General features: G+C 68.3%; 15 protein-coding genes. 10 read left to right on the forward strand and 5 right to left on the reverse strand.

Features of this window, described 5'->3' with window-relative positions; all coding sequences use genetic code 11:
* Positions 1–34: 34 nt before the first annotated feature.
* The 7 genes from L0C25_RS02785 (at position 35) to L0C25_RS02815 (ending at position 9,793) form a co-directional block, all read left to right on the forward strand.
* A complete protein-coding gene (locus L0C25_RS02785; RefSeq protein WP_271634856.1) occupies positions 35–3,751 on the forward strand; it encodes a multifunctional oxoglutarate decarboxylase/oxoglutarate dehydrogenase thiamine pyrophosphate-binding subunit/dihydrolipoyllysine-residue succinyltransferase subunit in 3,717 nt (1,238 codons plus the stop codon).
* Between the two features lie 9 nt (positions 3,752–3,760).
* Complete coding sequence (locus tag L0C25_RS02790; RefSeq protein WP_271634857.1) at positions 3,761–4,270, forward strand: MarR family winged helix-turn-helix transcriptional regulator; 510 nt, start codon at positions 3,761–3,763, stop codon at positions 4,268–4,270.
* A gap of 208 nt (positions 4,271–4,478) precedes the next feature.
* Positions 4,479–5,942 carry an aldehyde dehydrogenase family protein gene (locus L0C25_RS02795; RefSeq protein ID WP_271634858.1) on the forward strand — a complete coding sequence of 488 codons (1,464 nt, stop codon included), beginning with the start codon at positions 4,479–4,481 and terminating at the stop codon, positions 5,940–5,942.
* A complete protein-coding gene (locus L0C25_RS02800) occupies positions 5,932–7,092 on the forward strand; it encodes an acyl-CoA dehydrogenase family protein (protein WP_271634859.1) in 1,161 nt (386 codons plus the stop codon). The genes L0C25_RS02795 and L0C25_RS02800 overlap by 11 nt, the downstream gene beginning before the upstream one ends.
* Positions 7,089–8,120 (forward strand): 3-hydroxyisobutyryl-CoA hydrolase, encoded by a 1,032-nt coding sequence (locus L0C25_RS02805; RefSeq protein WP_271634860.1) that lies wholly within the window; start codon positions 7,089–7,091, stop codon positions 8,118–8,120. The genes L0C25_RS02800 and L0C25_RS02805 overlap by 4 nt, the downstream gene beginning before the upstream one ends.
* Positions 8,117–9,016, forward strand: a complete 900-nt coding sequence (gene mmsB / locus L0C25_RS02810; protein ID WP_271634861.1) for a 3-hydroxyisobutyrate dehydrogenase — start codon at positions 8,117–8,119, stop codon at positions 9,014–9,016. The genes L0C25_RS02805 and mmsB overlap by 4 nt, the downstream gene beginning before the upstream one ends.
* Positions 9,017–9,019: 3 nt before the next feature.
* On the forward strand, positions 9,020–9,793 hold the full coding sequence (locus L0C25_RS02815) for an enoyl-CoA hydratase (RefSeq protein ID WP_271634862.1): 774 nt from the start codon (positions 9,020–9,022) through the stop codon (positions 9,791–9,793).
* Between the two features lie 2 nt (positions 9,794–9,795).
* Here L0C25_RS02815 and L0C25_RS02820 read toward each other — a convergent pair whose 3' ends face one another.
* The 3 genes from L0C25_RS02820 to L0C25_RS02830 all read right to left on the reverse strand — a co-directional run bounded on the left by L0C25_RS02820 (position 9,796) and on the right by L0C25_RS02830 (position 12,564).
* Entirely contained in the window at positions 9,796–10,764 is a 969-nt protein-coding gene (locus tag L0C25_RS02820) for a zinc-binding dehydrogenase (RefSeq protein ID WP_271634863.1), read from the reverse strand.
* Between the two features lie 62 nt (positions 10,765–10,826).
* Positions 10,827–11,336, reverse strand: a complete 510-nt coding sequence (locus L0C25_RS02825; protein WP_271634864.1) for a COG4315 family predicted lipoprotein — start codon at positions 11,334–11,336, stop codon at positions 10,827–10,829.
* Between the two features lie 37 nt (positions 11,337–11,373).
* Positions 11,374–12,564, reverse strand: coding sequence for an NAD(P)-dependent malic enzyme (locus L0C25_RS02830; RefSeq protein WP_271634865.1), 1,191 nt, complete (start codon positions 12,562–12,564; stop codon positions 11,374–11,376).
* A gap of 217 nt (positions 12,565–12,781) precedes the next feature.
* Here L0C25_RS02830 and L0C25_RS02835 point away from each other — a divergent pair, with 217 nt between their 5' ends.
* Positions 12,782–13,186 carry an ATP-binding protein gene (locus L0C25_RS02835; RefSeq protein ID WP_271634866.1) on the forward strand — a complete coding sequence of 135 codons (405 nt, stop codon included), beginning with the start codon at positions 12,782–12,784 and terminating at the stop codon, positions 13,184–13,186.
* Between the two features lie 2 nt (positions 13,187–13,188).
* Positions 13,189–14,013, forward strand: coding sequence for an RNA polymerase sigma factor SigF (locus L0C25_RS02840; RefSeq protein WP_271634867.1), 825 nt, complete (start codon positions 13,189–13,191; stop codon positions 14,011–14,013).
* A 12-nt stretch (positions 14,014–14,025) separates the two neighbouring features.
* On the opposite strand, the gene L0C25_RS02845 is transcribed toward L0C25_RS02840, so the two are convergent.
* The gene (locus L0C25_RS02845; protein ID WP_271634868.1) at positions 14,026–14,460 is read right to left on the reverse strand and encodes a hypothetical protein; all 435 of its coding nucleotides are present in this window, start codon (positions 14,458–14,460) and stop codon (positions 14,026–14,028) included.
* A gap of 250 nt (positions 14,461–14,710) precedes the next feature.
* On the opposite strand from L0C25_RS02845, the gene L0C25_RS02850 reads away from it, so the two are divergent.
* Positions 14,711–14,962, forward strand: coding sequence for a WhiB family transcriptional regulator (locus L0C25_RS02850; protein ID WP_271634869.1), 252 nt, complete (start codon positions 14,711–14,713; stop codon positions 14,960–14,962).
* 75 nt (positions 14,963–15,037) lie between these two features.
* Here L0C25_RS02850 and L0C25_RS02855 read toward each other — a convergent pair whose 3' ends face one another.
* Positions 15,038–16,498 (reverse strand): sensor histidine kinase, encoded by a 1,461-nt coding sequence (locus L0C25_RS02855; RefSeq protein ID WP_271634870.1) that lies wholly within the window; start codon positions 16,496–16,498, stop codon positions 15,038–15,040.
* Positions 16,499–16,506: the final 8 nt, after the last annotated feature.

The raw sequence follows: 16,506 nt of genomic DNA on the forward strand, positions 1-16,506 counted from the left end.
AGCCACACACCCAGCGGAAGAGGCGATCGAGGCCGTGGCCGAGTCCTCGCACGATTCAGCTCAGCAAGAGTTCGGTAGCAACGAATGGCTCGTCGACCAGATGCGCGAGCAGTACAAGACCGACCCGGCCGCCGTCGACCCGGCATGGCGGGCGTTCTTCGAAGGCGGCGCCGACACCAACGGCACCCGCCCGGCCGCTACGAACACGGCGACGACGCCCGCCCCGAGTGCGCCGCCGACGCCGGTCGCCACACCGCCCGACCCGGCCGCGGACGCAACCGCGAGCAAGCCGTCGGAGAAGCCGCAGCCGAGCGGCCGCGTGGTCGGCAAGCCGCAGACGCAGCCGAAGACCGCCACGACGACGACCGCCACCACCGACTCGAAGCCGAGCGCCGGTGAGGTCGAGCAGGTACGCCTGAGGGGCGCCGCCGCACGCACCGCCACCAACATGGACACCAGCCTCGAGGTGCCGACCGCGACCAGCGTTCGCTCGGTTCCGGTCAAGCTGCTGATCGACAACCGGATCGTGATCAACAACCACCTCGCTCGCGCCCGCGGCGGCAAGGTGTCGTTCACGCACATCATCGGGTACGCGATCGTCAAGGCGCTGCACCAGATGCCCGAGATGAACTACGGCTACGACGTCGTCGACGGTAAGCCGACCCTGCTGCGGCCCGAGCATGTCAACCTCGGCCTCGCGATCGACCTCGCCAAGCCCGACGGCACCCGACAGCTCGTCGTGCCCTCGATCAAGGGCGCGGAGACGATGGGCTTCGCGGAGTTCTGGAGCGCGTACGAGCAGATCGTCCGCAAGGCTCGCGACGGCAAGCTGGCCGTCGACGACTTCATGGGTACGACCGTCAGCCTGACCAACCCGGGCACGATCGGCACCAACCACTCGGTGCCGCGGCTGATGAAGGGCCAGGGCTGCATCGTCGGTGTCGGCTCGATGGACTACCCACCGGAGTTCCAGGGCGCATCCGCACACACCATCAACCAGATGGCCGTGTCCAAGATGATGACGCTCACCTCGACGTACGACCACCGGGTCATCCAGGGCGCCCAGTCGGGCGACTTCCTGCGCCGGCTCCACCAGCTGCTCCTCGGCGAGGACGGCTTCTACGACGAGATCTTCGCCGCCCTGCGCATCCCGTACGAGCCGATCCGCTGGGCACAAGACATCGCCGTCAGCCACGACGACGAGGTGCACAAGCAGGCGCGGGTGCTCGAGCTCATCCATGCCTTCCGCGTACGCGGCCACATGATGGCCGATACCGATCCGCTGGAGTACCGCCAGCGCAGCCACCCCGACCTCGACACCGCCACGCATGACCTGACCCTTTGGGACCTCGAGCGCGAGTTCGCCACCGGGTCGTTCGGCGGCGGGCGGCGGTTCATGAAGCTGCGCGACATCCTCGGCATCCTGCGCGACTCGTACTGCCGCACCATCGGCATCGAGTACATGCACATCCAGGACCCCGAGCAGCGCCGCTGGATCCAGGAGCGCGTGGAGCAGCCGCACCAGAAGCCGCCTCGCGAGGAGCAGCTGCGCATCCTGCACAAGCTGAACCAGGCCGAGGCGTTCGAGACCTTCCTGCAGACGAAGTTCGTCGGCCAGAAGCGGTTCAGCCTCGAGGGTGGCGAGACGACGATCCCCGTCCTCGACGAGATCGTCGACGCCGCGGCTCAGTCCGGGCTCGACGAGGTCACGATGGGCATGGCCCACCGCGGCCGGCTCAACGTGCTCGTCAACATCGTCGGCAAGTCCGTCGGGCAGATCTTCCGCGAGTTCGAGGGCAACATCGACCCGCGTACGGTGCAGGGCTCCGGCGACGTCAAGTACCACCTGGGTGCCGAGGGCGAGTTCGTCGGCCAGGAGGGCGACACGATCAAGGTGTCGGTCGCGGCGAACCCGTCCCACCTGGAGACCGTCGACCCGGTGCTCGAGGGCATCGCCCGCGCCAAGCAGGACCTCCTCAACCGCGGTGCGGAGTACCCTGTGCTACCGGTCCTCGTCCACGGTGACGCGGCCTTCGCCGGCCAGGGAGTAGTCGCAGAGACCCTCAACCTGTCGCAGCTGCGCGGATACCGCACTGGCGGCACGGTGCACGTCATCGTGAACAACCAGGTCGGCTTCACCACCTCGCCGGCGTCCTCGCGCTCCTCGCTGTACTGCACCGATGTCGCCCGGATGGTCCAGGCGCCGATCTTCCACGTCAACAGCGACGATCCCGAGGCCTGCATCCGCGTTTCCCGGTTGGCGTTCGAGTACCGCCAGGCGTTCAACAAGGACGTCGTGATCGATCTGCTCTGCTACCGCCGCCGTGGCCACAACGAGGGCGACGACCCGAGCTTCACGCAGCCGTTGATGTACGACATCATCAACAGCAAGCGTTCGGTGCGTAAGCGCTACACCGAGGCACTCGTCGGCCGTGGTGACATCACGATGGACGACGCCGAGTCGGCGCTCAACGACTACCAGAAGCAGCTGGAGCGGGTGTTCACCGAGGTCCGCGAGGCGACGTCGTCGCCGCCGGAGTACGAGACGAGGCCGGACTACCCCGAGAAGCCCGAGGCGCCCGGTGGTGGCCCCGAGTCGGCGGTCACCCCCGACACCCTCAAGCTCATCGCGAACGCCTACACCAACGCGCCCCAGGGCTTCACGGTGCACCCGAAGGTGCTCCCCCAGCTCAACCGGCGCGCCGCGGCGATGGAACAGGGCCCGATCGACTGGGCGACCGGCGAGATCCTGGCGTTCGGCGCACTACTGCTCGACGGCCGTCCCGTACGCCTGGCCGGACAGGACTCCCGGCGCGGCACGTTCGTACAACGGTTCGCCACCATCATCGACCGCAACAACGCGAGCGAGTGGACCCCGCTCTCGAACCTCTCCGACAACCAAGCGCCGTTCTACGTTTACGACTCGCTGCTCTCGGAGTACGCGGCGCTCGGCTTCGACTACGGCTACTCGGTCGCACGGCCCGAGGCACTGACGATCTGGGAGGCGCAGTTCGGCGACTTCGTCAACGGCGCGCAGAGCGTTATCGACGAGTACATCAGTGCCAGCGAAGCCAAGTGGAACCAGAAGTCCGGCGTCGTGCTGCTGCTGCCGCACGGGTACGAGGGCCAAGGGCCCGACCACTCGTCGGCGCGGATCGAGCGGTTCCTCGGCCTGGCCGCGAACGACCAGTTCACGGTCGCGCAGCCGTCGACGCCTGCGTCGTACTTCCACCTGCTGCGACAGCAGAACCTCCGTAGCCAGCACCGGCCGCTCATCGTGTTCACGCCGAAGCAGCTGCTGCGCCGCAAGGAAGCCGTGTCGATGCCCGACGACTTCACTTCCGGCACATTCGCGCCGGTGATCGGTGACCCCGCCGTACGCGCCGAAGCCGTCGAGCGGATGATCCTGTGCTCGGGCCGGGTCTACTACGACCTCATCGCCGAGCGGGCCAACCGCGAGGGCGACGACCCGCGTACGGCGATCGTCCGGATCGAGCGGCTCTACCCGCGCCCGGTCGCGGAGATCCAGGTGGAGCTGGCGAAGTACGCCAACCTCGCCGAGGTGCGCTGGGTGCAGGACGAGCCCGCGAACCAGGGTCCGTGGCCGCACATGGCACTGCACCTGAGCGGCTCGCTGAACGGCCTGCCGTTCTACCGGGTGTCGCGACCCGAGTCGTCGTCGCCCGCGGTCGGGCAGCACTCGCGCCACCTCGAGGAGCAGAAGACGCTGCTGCAGCAGGCATTCGCCTAGAGTAGGTAGGTGCCCGAGCAGCAGGACCATCCGCGCGACCCCATCTCCGAGGCGCGCCGCCAGTGGGTTGCGCACGGGTGGGGTGACGTCGCCGACGGCATGGCCGCGGTGACGTCGGTGATGCGAGCCCAGCAGATCATGCTCGCGCGCGTACACGAGGTGCTGAAGCCGTTCGACCTCACCTTCGCGCGGTACGAGCTGCTCGCGTTGCTCTCGTTCACCCGCAAGGGCGCCCTGCCGATGTCGCGGGCGAGCTCGTTGCTGCAGGTACATCCGACGAGCGTGACGAACGCCGTCGACAGGTTGGAGTCGGCCGGGCTCGTCCGCCGGCTACCGCATCCCGACGATCGCCGTGGCGTACTCGTCGAGCTGACCGCGGCCGGCCGCGCGAAGTGCAAGGCGGCGACCGGTCAGCTCAACGCGAAGGTGTTCGCGGAGCCGGGGCTGAAACCCGACGACGTCGACGCCCTCGTCTCGGTGCTCACCAACCTCCGCCGCGACGCCGGCGACTTCGACTGAGCTCCGCCCGAGTCTTCGGAGTGCCGGACTCGCCGAGGTACGTCCTCCCGCCAATCCGCCCACCCGCTATTGGCCGGACGACGTACCTCGGCGGTCTGTTACGGTCCTAGGGTTTCCAATACTTGGAAGTCCTACTATCATCGGCGACGCGGCGCAGTCGTACGCGCACGCCCACGATCCGCACGTATCCCGAGTGAGCCGAGGAGCCATGACCGAAACAGACATTCGCGAGCAGATGCTGATCGACGGAGCGTGGGTCGACGCGGCCGACGGGCGCGTGATCGAGATCGAGTCGCCTCGCGACCACGCGGTCATCGGGCAGGTGCCGCGCGGCGGCGAGGCGGACGTGGACAAGGCGGTACGCGCCGCCCGCGCCGCCCAGCCAGCCTGGCGCGCGACCCCGCCCCGCGAGCGCGGCGACGCGTTCCGGCGCATCGCCGACGCACTCGAACCCGAGCTCGAACGGATCGCGAGGCTCTCCGCGCTCGAGAACGGCAACGCGATCCGTACGCAGACCCGCGGCGAGTCGGCCTTCGTGGTCGACGCGTTCCGCTACTTCAGCGGGCTCGCCGCCGAGGCGAAGGGCGAGACCCAGCCCCGAGGCGACCTGATCCTCGACTACACCCGCCGCGAGCCGCTCGGCGTCGTCGGCGCGATCGTCCCGTGGAACGCGCCGCTGATGCTGTCGGCCCTCAAGATCGCGCCGGCCATCACGATGGGCAACACCCTCGTGCTCAAGCTCGCCGAAGACGCCCCGCTCGCGATCCTGGCCGTCGTACGCAAGTGCCAGGAGCACCTGCCCGCCGGCGTCCTCAACGTCGTCACCGGCTACGGCACCGAGGCGGGCGAGGCGCTCAGCCACCACCCGGGTGTCGACAAGCTGTCGTTCACCGGCTCCACCGCGGTCGGCAAACGGGTCATGGAGGTCGCATCCGAGCGCGTCGTACCCGTCTCCCTCGAGCTCGGCGGCAAGAGCCCGCAGGTGGTGTTCCCCGACGCCGACGAGGACTGGGTGGTCGACGGCACGATCGCCGGCGTGCGCTTCTTCCGCCAGGGCCAGTCGTGCACAGCCGGCTCGCGGCTGTTCCTGCACGAGTCGATCTTCGACAGCTTCATCGACAAGCTCACCGAGCGGCTCTCCAAGCTGGTCGTCGGCGACCCACTCGACGAGGCGACCGATATGGGCGCCATTGTGAACACCAAGCAGTTCGACAAGGTCTGCGACTACATCGCCGACGGCGAGAGCCAGGCCGGCGCGCGCATCACGATCGGCGGCGTACCACCGAAGGACGGCCCATTGTCCGGTGGCAACTACGTGCAGCCGACCGTGATCGCGAACGTCGCCAACGACTGGCGCGTCGCCCAGGAGGAGATCTTCGGCCCGGTGGTCGTGGCGATCCCGTGGAAGGACGAGGACGACGTGATCGCCATGGCCAACGAGACCCACTACGGTCTCGCGGGGTTCGTCTGGTCCCACGACATGGGCGCGGCGCTACGTACCGCGCACCGGCTCGACGCCGGGTGGGTCCAGGTCAACCAGGGCGGCGGCCAGGTGCTCGGTCAGTCGTACGGCGGGTTCAAGCAGTCGGGCATCGGCCGGGAGTTCTCGCTCGAGGGCATGCTCGACAGCTTCACCCAGCGCAAACAGGTGTCGGTCAACCTTGCCCACTGAGATCTACGGCCTCACCGAGGAGCAGACGGACCTGTTCGCGCTCGCCGCCGACTTCGGGCGCGAACAGATCGCTCCGTACGCGCTCGAGTGGGACCTCAAGAAGGAGTTTCCGGTCGATGTCCTACGCCGTGCCGCCGACCTCGGCATGGGCGGCATCTACGTCGGCGACGACGTCGGCGGGAGCGGGCTGTCGAGGCTCGAGGCGGCGTTGATCATCGAGGGGCTCGCATACGGCTGCCCGTCGATAGCGAGCTACATCTCGATCCACAACATGGTGGCCGGCATGATCGACCGCTTCGGCAACGACGAGCAGCGCCGGCGCTGGTTGCCCGACCTGTGCTCGATGGCGGAGTTCGGCAGCTACTGCCTGACGGAGGCGGAGGCCGGGTCCGATGCGGCCGCGCTGCGTACCCGCGCCCGGCGTGACGGCGATACGTACGTGCTGAACGGCGCAAAGCAGTTCATCTCCGGCTCAGGCACCTCCGGCACGTACGTCGTGATGGCGCGCACCAGCGATGACGGAGCGCGCGGCATCACCGCGTTCGTCGTCGAGAACGGCACGCCCGGACTCTCGTTCGGCGCCGACGAGCTCAAGATGGGCTGGAACGCCCAGCCCACCCGCGAGGTGCGTTTCGACGACGTTCGCGTACCGGCCGAGAACCTCCTGGCCGGCGAGGGCATGGGGTTCGCCATCGCGATGAGCGGCCTCGACGGCGGGCGCGTCAACATCGCAGCATCCTCCCTCGGCGGCGCGCAGGCCGCCTACGACAAGGCGCTCGCGTACGTCGAGCAGCGCAGGGCGTTCGGACGATCGGTCGCGGAGTTCCAGGCGACGCAGTTCCGCATTGCCGACATGGCCACCGAGCTCGAGGCTGCCCGGCTGCTGCTGCACCGGGCGGCTCGCGCGCTCGACGACGACGACCGGCGCGCGACCGAGCTGTGCGCGATGGCCAAGCGACACGTCACCGACACCTGCTTCGGCATCGCCAACGACGCCCTGCAGCTGCACGGTGGATACGGCTACCTGCACGAGTACGGCATCGAGAAGATCGTCCGCGACCTGCGCGTACACCAGATTCTCGAAGGGACCAACGAGATCATGCGCGTGATCATCTCCCGGGCGCAGCGCACGCCCAAGGTCGCGTCGTGACGGGCTCCGAGCCGGAGGTCCTGGTAGAGACCAAGGGCCGGCTCGGCCACCTCGTCCTGAACCGCCCGAAGGCGATCAACGCGCTCACGCTCGCGATGGTCGACACGATGTCGGAGGCGCTCGAGGCCTGGGCCGAGGACGACTCGGTCGAGACCGTTGCGCTCACCGGCGCGGGTGATCGCGGACTGTGCGCGGGCGGCGACATCCGCACGTTGTACGACGCCACCACCACCGGCGACCTCGACCACGCGGAGACCTTCTGGCGACGCGAGTACGCCCTCGACGCGCTGGTCGCGGGCTACCCCAAGCCGTACGTCGCGGTGATGGACGGCGTCGTCATGGGCGGCGGCGTCGGGGTGTCCGCACACGCGAGCCACCGCATCGTCACGGAGACGACGAAGGTCGGCATGCCCGAGGTGACAATCGGATACACCCCCGATGTGGGCACCAGCATCATCTTGTCGCACTCCCCCGACGAGCTCGGCACGTACGCCGCGTTGACCGGGATCCCGCTCAACGCAACCGATGCGATCACGGTCGGGCTCGCCGACACGTACGTGCCGAGCGAACGCATCGAGGAGCTGGTCCGCCGCCTCGCCGACGAACCCGCCGACGAGGCGATCGCGGCGTTGACCGGTGGCTCGCCGCCGGAGTCCGCGCTCGACCGTACGACGATCGGTCGGTGCTTCGCGCACGACACCATCGCAGAGATCCGCGGCGACCTGACACGGGCCGGCGACCGACGTACCCTCGAAGCGCTCGACCGCGCGGCGCCGTTCTCGCTCGCGGTCACCCTTCGCGCCCTCCGGAACGCGCGCTCGTTCGACCGCGTCGAGCAGTCCCTCGAGCAAGACCTGACCCTGTCGCTCGCGCTGATCCGCCGCCCCGACTTCCGCGAGGGCGTACGCGCGGCGGTCATCGACAAGGATCGCAACCCCCACTGGCAGCCCGACAGCCTCGCCGACGTCGCCGGTGCGGACGTCGACGCGGTATTCCAGCCCGACCTCAACCGGAAGGAAAGACGATGACCGCCATCGCAGTGATCGGCCTGGGCAACATGGGCCACCACATGTCCGTCAACCTCACGAAGGCCGGGCACGACGTGCACGGGTACGACATCGTCCCCGAGCTGTGCGAGAAGGCGGCAGCCAAGGGCGTCGGCATCGCGGAGTCGGCGTCCGTCGCGGCCGCCGGCGCGGACGTCGTCATCACGATGTTGCAGTCCGGCGAGCAGGTTCAGGGCCTCTACGGCGGCCCCGACGGCATCATCGCCGCGGCCACGCCGGGCACGGCGTTCCTCGACTGCTCGACGATCTCGGTCGACGATGCGCGCGCGGCACATCGACTCGCCCAGGACGCCGGCTTCCTGTCCGTCGACGCTCCCGTGTCCGGCGGTGTAGTGGGCGCCGAGGCCGGAACGCTGACCTTCATGGTCGGTGGCACGTCGGAGGCGTTCGAGGTCGCGCGCCCGTATTTCGAGGTCATGGGCAAACGAGTCGTGCATTGCGGCGATCCGGGTGCGGGCCAGGCCGCCAAGATCTGTAACAACCTCATGCTCGCCATCTCCATGATCGGCGTCTCCGAGGGCTTCGTGCTCGGCGAGAAGCTCGGGCTGACCCACCAGGCGCTGTTCGACGTCGCGGCCAATGCCTCGGGCCAGTGCTGGGCGTTGACGACGAACTGCCCGGTGCCCGGGCCGGTGCCGAGTAGTCCGGCGAACCGCGACTACCAGGCGGGGTTCGCGTCTCAGCTGATGCTCAAGGACCTGCTGCTCTCCCAGGCCGCTGCGGGGTCGAGCGGTGTGGACACCGAGCTCGGCGCCCATGCGACCAAGATCTACGAGCGGCTCGTGGGCACCCACGACCCGCACAAGGACTTCTCCGACATCATCAACGACGTCCGCGAACGCTCGCAGGAAGGTTAGTGCATGAGCTACGAGACGATCCTGGTCGAGGCCAAGGGGCCCGTCGGCTGGATCACCCTGAATCGCCCGGAAGCGCTCAACGCCTTGAACTTCGACGTCATGCACGAGGTCGTCGACGCAGCGCGGTCATTCGACGCCGACGAGGCGATCGGGTGCATCGTGCTCACCGGCTCCGCCAAGGCGTTCGCGGCGGGCGCCGACATCAAGGCGATGCAGCCCTTGACGTACGTCGACGCGTACGCGGGCGAGCTGTTCGGCCAGTGGGACCGGGTCGGCGACATCGGGACGCCGATCGTGGCGGCGGTGGCGGGGTACGCGCTCGGCGGCGGCTGCGAGTTGGCGATGATGTGCGACCTGATCGTCGCCGCCGACTCCGCGAAGTTCGGCCAGCCCGAGATCACGCTCGGCGTCATCCCCGGCATGGGCGGGTCACAGCGCCTCACCCGCGCCGTCGGCAAGGCCAAGGCGATGGACCTCTGTCTCACCGGGCGGATGATGGACGCCGACGAGGCGGAGCGCTCCGGCCTGGTCGCGCGCGTCGTACCCGCCGACGACCTGCTCGACGATGCGTCGAAGGTCGCCGCGAAGATCGCCTCGATGTCGCAGGTGGCGGCCAAGGCGGCTAAGGAGGCCGTCAACCGGGCGTACGAGTCGACACTCACCGAGGGCGTGCGCTTCGAGCGCCGGCTGTTCTACGGCACGTTCGCGACCGAGGACAAGGCCGAGGGCATGGCGGCGTTCGTGGAGAAGCGCAAGCCCGACTTCAAGCACCGCTGAGTTCAGCGGGTGACGACGATCTTGCCGAAGACGCGGCCTTCGTCCATCGCGCGCAGCCCCTGATCGGCCTGCTCCATCGGCAGCACGCGGTCGATCAGCGGGCGCAGGCCGGAGACGTCCATGAAGTCCGCGAGCGCTGCCAGCTCGCCCTTCGTGCCCATCGTCGAGCCGTGTACGCGCAGCTGCAGCGCGAAGATGCGGTTCAGCTCGCCACGCTCGGGGGTGAAGCCCGACGTCGCACCGCACATCACGACCGTGCCGCCGGGTCGCAGCGACTTGATCGAGTGCGACCACGTCGCGGCGCCCACCGTCTCCATCACCGCATCGACGCGGCGCGGCAACCGAGCTCCGGGCTCGAACACGTCGTGCGCCCCGATCTCCAGCGCCTTGGCGCGTTTCGACTCGTCGCGGCTCGTCGCGTACACCCGCATACCCGCCTCGCGCGCGAGGCTGATCGCGGCGGTCGCCACGCCACCACCGGCGCCCTGGATCAGCACCGTGTCGCCCGGGTTCAGGTCTGCTTGCGTGAAGAGCATCCGGTACGCCGTGAGCCACGCGGTCGGCAGGCATGCTGCCTCCTCGAACGACAGCCCGCGCGGCTTCGGCACGACGTTGCGCGCCGGGATCGCGATCTTGTCGGCGAGCGTGCCGTCGTACACCTCGGACAGCAGCGAACGCTTGGGATCCATCGTCTCGTCGCCCGTCCATGCCGGGTCGCTGATCACCGCGTGCACGATGACCTCGTTACCGTCCTCGTCGTGACCGGCAGCGTCGCATCCCAGGATCATGGGGAGCGATTCCTCACGCAGCCCGACGCCTCGCAGCGACCAGAGATCATGGTGGTTCAGGGCCGCGGCCTTGACTGTCACAATCGTCCAGCCGTCGGGAGCGACCGGGTCGGGACGCTCTCCCAGCACGAGCCCGTCGACCGGCGATTCGGAGCTGAAGGAATTCACGTACGCGGCGAACATGCCCGCACACTAAGGCATACCCGCCCCACGCGGTCGCGCCGGCCCCGTGCCGCGGAGCGCGCTCAGTAGCCGCCGTATCCGCCGCCGTCATCGGAGTCGCCCGAGCTCGCGGAGCCCGAGGCCGTGACGACGTGCCAGACGAAGTGGCTTCCATGGAAGTCGTCCTCGAATCCGTCGCCCTTGACGGCGTCGGTGCCCTCGTCGTCCGCGAACGTGTACAGGGCCTGACCATCGAGCGTGACCTGCTTACCGCCGTCGGGACGCATGATCGTCGCGAACCTGCCGTCGACGCCGTCGACCGAGTCGGGCACATCGCCGTTGGCCTTGACCGGCGGCCAGAAGTCCACACAGGTCTGGACACACTTGATCGTGTCGCGATTCTCGACCTCGTTGGTGTAGACCGGGTGACCGTCGGCATCGACCAGCACCGATCCGACATCGCCGACCGTAGCCGTCGTCAGCCCAGCACCGACGTCGTCGCCACCCGACGACGACTCGTCATCGCTTCCGCACGCCGACAGGACCAAGAGCGCCACCACGGCGGCGGACGCACTGACCAGTATCGGTCTCATACCCCGTACTACGTCCAGGTACGACGCGTGGTTCAGATCAGGCTCGGGCCAGACCGCCCCTGCGGGCGGCGGCGGTGACCGCCGCCGCGACCGACGGCGCGACCCGCTCGTCGAACGCACCCGGAATCACGTAGTCCTCGGCAAGACGGTCACCGACCAGGCCGGCTAGCGCCTCGGCCGCCGCGACCTTCATGTCCTCCGAGATCCGCGGAGCGCGTACGTCGAGCGCACCACGGAAGATGCCGGGGAACGCCAACACGTTGTTGATCTGGTTCGGGTAGTCGGAGCGTCCGGTCGCAGCGACGCGCGCGTGACGGCGGGCGATATCGGGATGGACCTCGGGGTGGGGGTTCGCGAGCGCGAACACGATGGCGTCGTCGGCCATCTGCTCGACGGCCTCTTCCGGGACAGTGCCGCCCGAGACGCCGATGAACACGTCGGCATCGCGTAGTGCGTCGACGAGCTCACCGGCGCGTGCCCACTCGCTGGTGTCCTGGGCGAGTCGGAGCTTGACCGGCGTCAGATCGGATCGGCTGGTGCTGATCACGCCCTGGCGGTCGACCACAGAGATCCGCCGGATGCCGGCGCTCATCAGGATCCTGGTGACCGCGACGCCCGCGGCGCCCGCGCCGGAGATCACGACCCGCGTCTCGGCGGCTGACCGGCCGGTCAGCCGCAGCGCGTTGAGCAGCGCCGCCAGTGTGACTACCGCCGTGCCGTGCTGGTCGTCGTGGAAGACCGGGATGTCGAGTCGTTCCTGTACGCGGGCCTCGATCTCGAAGCAACGCGGCGCCGAGATGTCCTCGAGGTTGATTCCGCCAAAACTCGGTGCGAGCCGTACGACCGTGTCGACGATCTCGTCAGGATCCTGTGTATCAAGGCAGATCGGGATCGCGTCCACGCCGGCGAACTGCTTGAACAGCACCGCCTTGCCCTCCATCACGGGCATCGCGGCCGACGGGCCGATGTTGCCGAGACCGAGCACCGCGCTCCCGTCGGTGACCACCGCGACCGTGTTCGGTACCCAGGTGTAGTCGTTCGACGCGTCGGGGTTCTCGGCGATCGCCTCGCATACCCGGGCGACGCCGGGGGTGTACGCGAGCGAAAGGTCATCGGCGTCGTCGAGCGGAACGGTGCGCGCGATCGCCATCTTGCCGCCGCGATGCAGCGCGAAAGCCGGGTCGTCGGAATAGTCGACGGGCTGGGAGCCGGAGTGATCGGCAACCATGAGTCAGCACCCCTGGAACTAGATGGATGAGTGGGCCTCGAGTGCTGCCGATCGGGCCTCGAGTGGAGACATCGCGGGGGTTGCCCAGAGTCATTGTGTCACAGCGGCCAGGCAGCGCCGTTAACAGTTACATCAGGCAGCCGAATCGTCCACAGCGGACCCATCAAACCATAGAGTTCAAATCAAGGCGCCGATCGCGCACGAGGGAGGGAGCACCGTGCCGTACGAGACGATGCCTGAGCGCCCCGCTGCCGAGGTCACGCTACCTGCCGCGGGTGAGTTTCTGACCGTCCTACGCACTACCGCCGCCGCCTTGGCGGCCACCGCAGACTTCATTATCGATGACATCGAGGATCTCCGCATCGCCATCGACGAGGCGTGCTCGGTCCTGATCAGCCGAGCGATCCCGGGCACCGATCTGCACTGCCGATTCTTCGTGGACGACGGTGCCCTGACGATCGAGGCGAGCGCCCACGTGATCGACCGGCGGCCGCCTCCACGCTCCGGGTTCGCCTGGATGGTGCTGACCTCGTTGACGACATCGGTCGACGCACACGTACGAGAGCCCGACGAGCTCGTCGTGACGATGACGCGCGCCGGCTCGAAGGCGAAGGCGGGTTGACGATGACCGTTGACGTCCGATCACAGACTCTCGACGAGCCGACCGCCGGGGAGCACACGGACCTCTCGCCCGACGAGGTCAAACGCCTTACCCGGCGAGCATTCGACCGACTCATCGCCCTCGGCGACGGCGCCGAGCGGGATCGCGTACGTGCCCAGCTCGTCTCGTTGCACCTCCCCCTTGTAGAGCATCTCGCCCGCCGCTTCCGCAACCGCGGCGAACCACACGACGACCTGGTCCAGGTCGGGGTCATCGGCCTGATCAAGTCGATCGACCGCTTCGAGTGCACACGCGGGGTCGAGTTCTCGACGTACGCGACGCCCACCGTCGTCGGCGAGATAAAGCGACACTTCCGCGACAAGGGTTGGTCGATCCGGGTCCCCCGCCGGCTACAGGAGATGCGGCTCTCGCTGGCGAGCGCGACGGCAGACCTCACCCAGCTACTCGGACGCTCACCCACCGTCGGGGAGCTCGCCGAACAGCTCGAGGTCGCCGAGGAGGAAGTCCTCGAAGGCCTCGAGTCGGCGAACGCGTACTCGACGTTGTCGCTTGACGCACCTGAGTCTCGTGGCGAGGACGGCCCGAGCATGGCCGACGCGATCGGCACCGAGGACAAGGAGCTCGAGCAGGTTGAGTACCGGGAGTCGCTCAAACCCCTGCTGGCCGCGCTCGAACCGCGAGACCGGCGCATTCTGTCGCTGCGGTTCTTCCATCAGATGACGCAGTCACAGATCGCGCACGAGATCGGCCTGTCGCAGATGCACGTGTCGCGACTGCTCGCACGCACGCTCGACCAGTTGCGGGTGGGCCTGCAAGACACCGCCTGAGCGGCGGACGGCTCAGTCGCCACGCCGGTCGTCGGTCGTCAGCGCCTCCGTCGTCGCCGGGGCCAGTAGTGCGACCAACGCGATGAGAGCGACGACGAGCAGCACGATGGCAGCGATTGGCGGGGAGAGGGTGCGGAAGTTCCAGGCGAGCCCGAGCGTGATCAGCTGCGCGAGCACGATGGGCCCTCGGGCCCATGACGCACGTCGCCGCAGCGCGATCGCGCAGACCGCGAGCCCGGCGCCGATCGCGATGAAGAACACTCCCGTGCTGATTGCGAGCCCGAGCCGATCCGCCTTTGCAGACAGGAGTTCGAGCACCGCGAACGCGAACAGGGCAACGGCCTGCAGGCCGACGACGAGGCAGGCGACGAGCAGGTACGGGCCGGCGGCATCCTTGCCCCCGCCGGGGTCACTCTGCGTCACTTTCGCCCCGCGATCATCGGCCACTCACGCAGCGTACGCGGCACATGTGATCGACCGAACAGGGCCAACACCCTTGTGTCTTTCGGCAATTGTTGACACGATTGGTGTTAATGCGTCCAAGGCGCGCTTACTCGGGGCGCCCTGGAAACGGGATTCACAGGTGCCCAACTGCGTGTATCACATTCAGGGTACCCCCAAGCGTTCGTGAACAGATCACTGACCCTTTCAGTGCCCGGGAACGTCGGGCCCTGACGAATGAAGAGGAGACGCCCTCGTGGATTGGCGTAACCGCTCCGCGTGTCTCGACGAAGACCCGGAGCTGTTCTTCCCGATCGGCAACACCGGCCCCGCGATCATGCAGATCGAGGAGGCCAAAGTGGTGTGCCGTCGCTGCGAGGTGCGCGAGCAGTGTCTTGCCTGGGCGCTCGAGTCCGGTCAGGATCACGGCGTGTGGGGCGGAATGTCGGAAGACGAGCGCCGCGCGCTCAAGCGCCGCAACGCACGCGCCCGCATTCGCACCGCTTAGCACGGAGTCGGCAAAGCCCCGCGGTCGCCGTAGGCCCGCGGGGCTTACGCATGTCCGCGTACGCCCACATCGACGCTAGGGCGACGGAATCTCCACGGTGACGACCGTCCCCGAACCGGGGTCGGACGCGAACGACAGCTCCCCACCCAGCTCCGTCTCCACCAACGCCGACACGATCGAGATGCCGAGGCTGGACAGCGTTGCGGCGTCGAAGTTCTCCGGAAGGCCACGACCGTCGTCGGCGATCTCGACGACGAGACGCGAAGCGCCTCGGTTGACGTGCATCGCGATCGTCCCGTTCGGCTCGTCGAAGGCATGCTCGGCGGCATTCTGCATCAGCTCGGTGATCACCATGGCGAGCGGTGTCGCCACCTCACCCGGCAGCACGCCGAAGGAGCCGCTGCGCGTCGTACGTACGGGCCGCGCCGCCGACGCGACGTCGGCGACCATCGACCCGAGGCGGTCGGCGATGTCGTCGAAGTCGACGGCCTCGTCGAAGCTCTGGCTCAGGGTCTCGTGCACGATCGCGATCGAACCGACGCGACGTTCGGCCTCTTCCAGCGCCTGCCGGCCCTCGGGCACGTTGATGCGGCGAGCCTGGAGCCGCAGCAGGGCAGCGACGGTCTGCAGGTTGTTCTTCACGCGGTGATGGATCTCCCGGATCGTCGCCTCCTTGCTCATCAGCTCACGCTCGCGTCTGCGCAGCTCGGTGACGTCGCGCAGCAGGATGAGCGCGCCGGAGGGCCCCTCGTCGGAGATCAGCGGGATCGTACGCGCCATCAGGAACGCCGCGTCGCTCTCCAGCTCGACCTCCTGCGGCACCTGCCCCCGGAACGCGGTCACCACCGCCGCATCCGTCGGCGCGCGACCGAGGTCGACCAGCTCGGCGGTGATCTCGGCGAGCTCCACGTCGAGCAGATCGCCGGTGAGCCCGAGGCGCCGGTATGCCGAGATCGCGTTCGGGCTCGCGTACGTCACGGAGCCGTCCGCGTCGGTACGCAGGAACCCGTCGCCGACCCGTGGTGAGTCGGCGGTCTCCGAGACCTCGCCTGGCGTCGGGAACCGCCCTGCCGCGATCATCTTCGTCAGCTCGGCGGCGGTGTCGAGGTAGGACAGCTCGAGGCGGCTCGGGGTGCGTACGCCCAGTAGGTTCGTGTTGCGCGCGATGACGCCGAGCACCCGCTTGCCCCGTCGGACGGGGAGCGCCTCGACGCGCACCGGCACCTCGTCATGCCACTCGGGATCGCCCTCGCGCACGATCCGCTCCTCGTCCCAGGCCTGGTCCAGGATCGCCCGCCGACCCTTGGGCACGAACGCACCGACGAGGTCGTCGGGGAACGACGTCGGAGCGGTCGTCGGCCGCATCTGTGCCCCGGCCCAGAACCCCTTGCCCTCCGCATCGGGAAGCCAGAGGACGAGATCGGCGAAGGAGAGGTCGGCGAGGATCTGCCAGTCGGAGATGAGCCTGTGCAGCCAGTACAGATCGCTGTCGTCGAGGGTGGTCTGATGCCGCGCAAGATCGTCCAGGGAGGGCACCCGTCACC

The organism is Solicola gregarius, from assembly GCF_025790165.1.
Taxonomy (GTDB): Bacteria; Actinomycetota; Actinomycetes; order Propionibacteriales; family Nocardioidaceae; genus Solicola; species Solicola gregarius.

Bases quoted from the DNA above. Each gene is read 5' to 3' on its own strand.
- L0C25_RS02795 (WP_271634858.1), top strand. From the start codon at position 4,479: ATGACCGAAACAGACATTCGCGAGCAGATGCTGATCGACGGAGCGTGG.
- mmsB (WP_271634861.1), top strand. From the start codon at position 8,117: ATGACCGCCATCGCAGTGATCGGCCTGGGCAACATGGGCCACCACATG.
- L0C25_RS02815 (WP_271634862.1), top strand. From the start codon at position 9,020: ATGAGCTACGAGACGATCCTGGTCGAGGCCAAGGGGCCCGTCGGCTGG.
- L0C25_RS02820 (WP_271634863.1), bottom strand. From the start codon at position 10,764: ATGTTCGCCGCGTACGTGAATTCCTTCAGCTCCGAATCGCCGGTCGAC.
- L0C25_RS02825 (WP_271634864.1), bottom strand. From the start codon at position 11,336: ATGAGACCGATACTGGTCAGTGCGTCCGCCGCCGTGGTGGCGCTCTTG.
- L0C25_RS02830 (WP_271634865.1), bottom strand. From the start codon at position 12,564: ATGGTTGCCGATCACTCCGGCTCCCAGCCCGTCGACTATTCCGACGAC.
- L0C25_RS02840 (WP_271634867.1), top strand. From the start codon at position 13,189: ATGACCGTTGACGTCCGATCACAGACTCTCGACGAGCCGACCGCCGGG.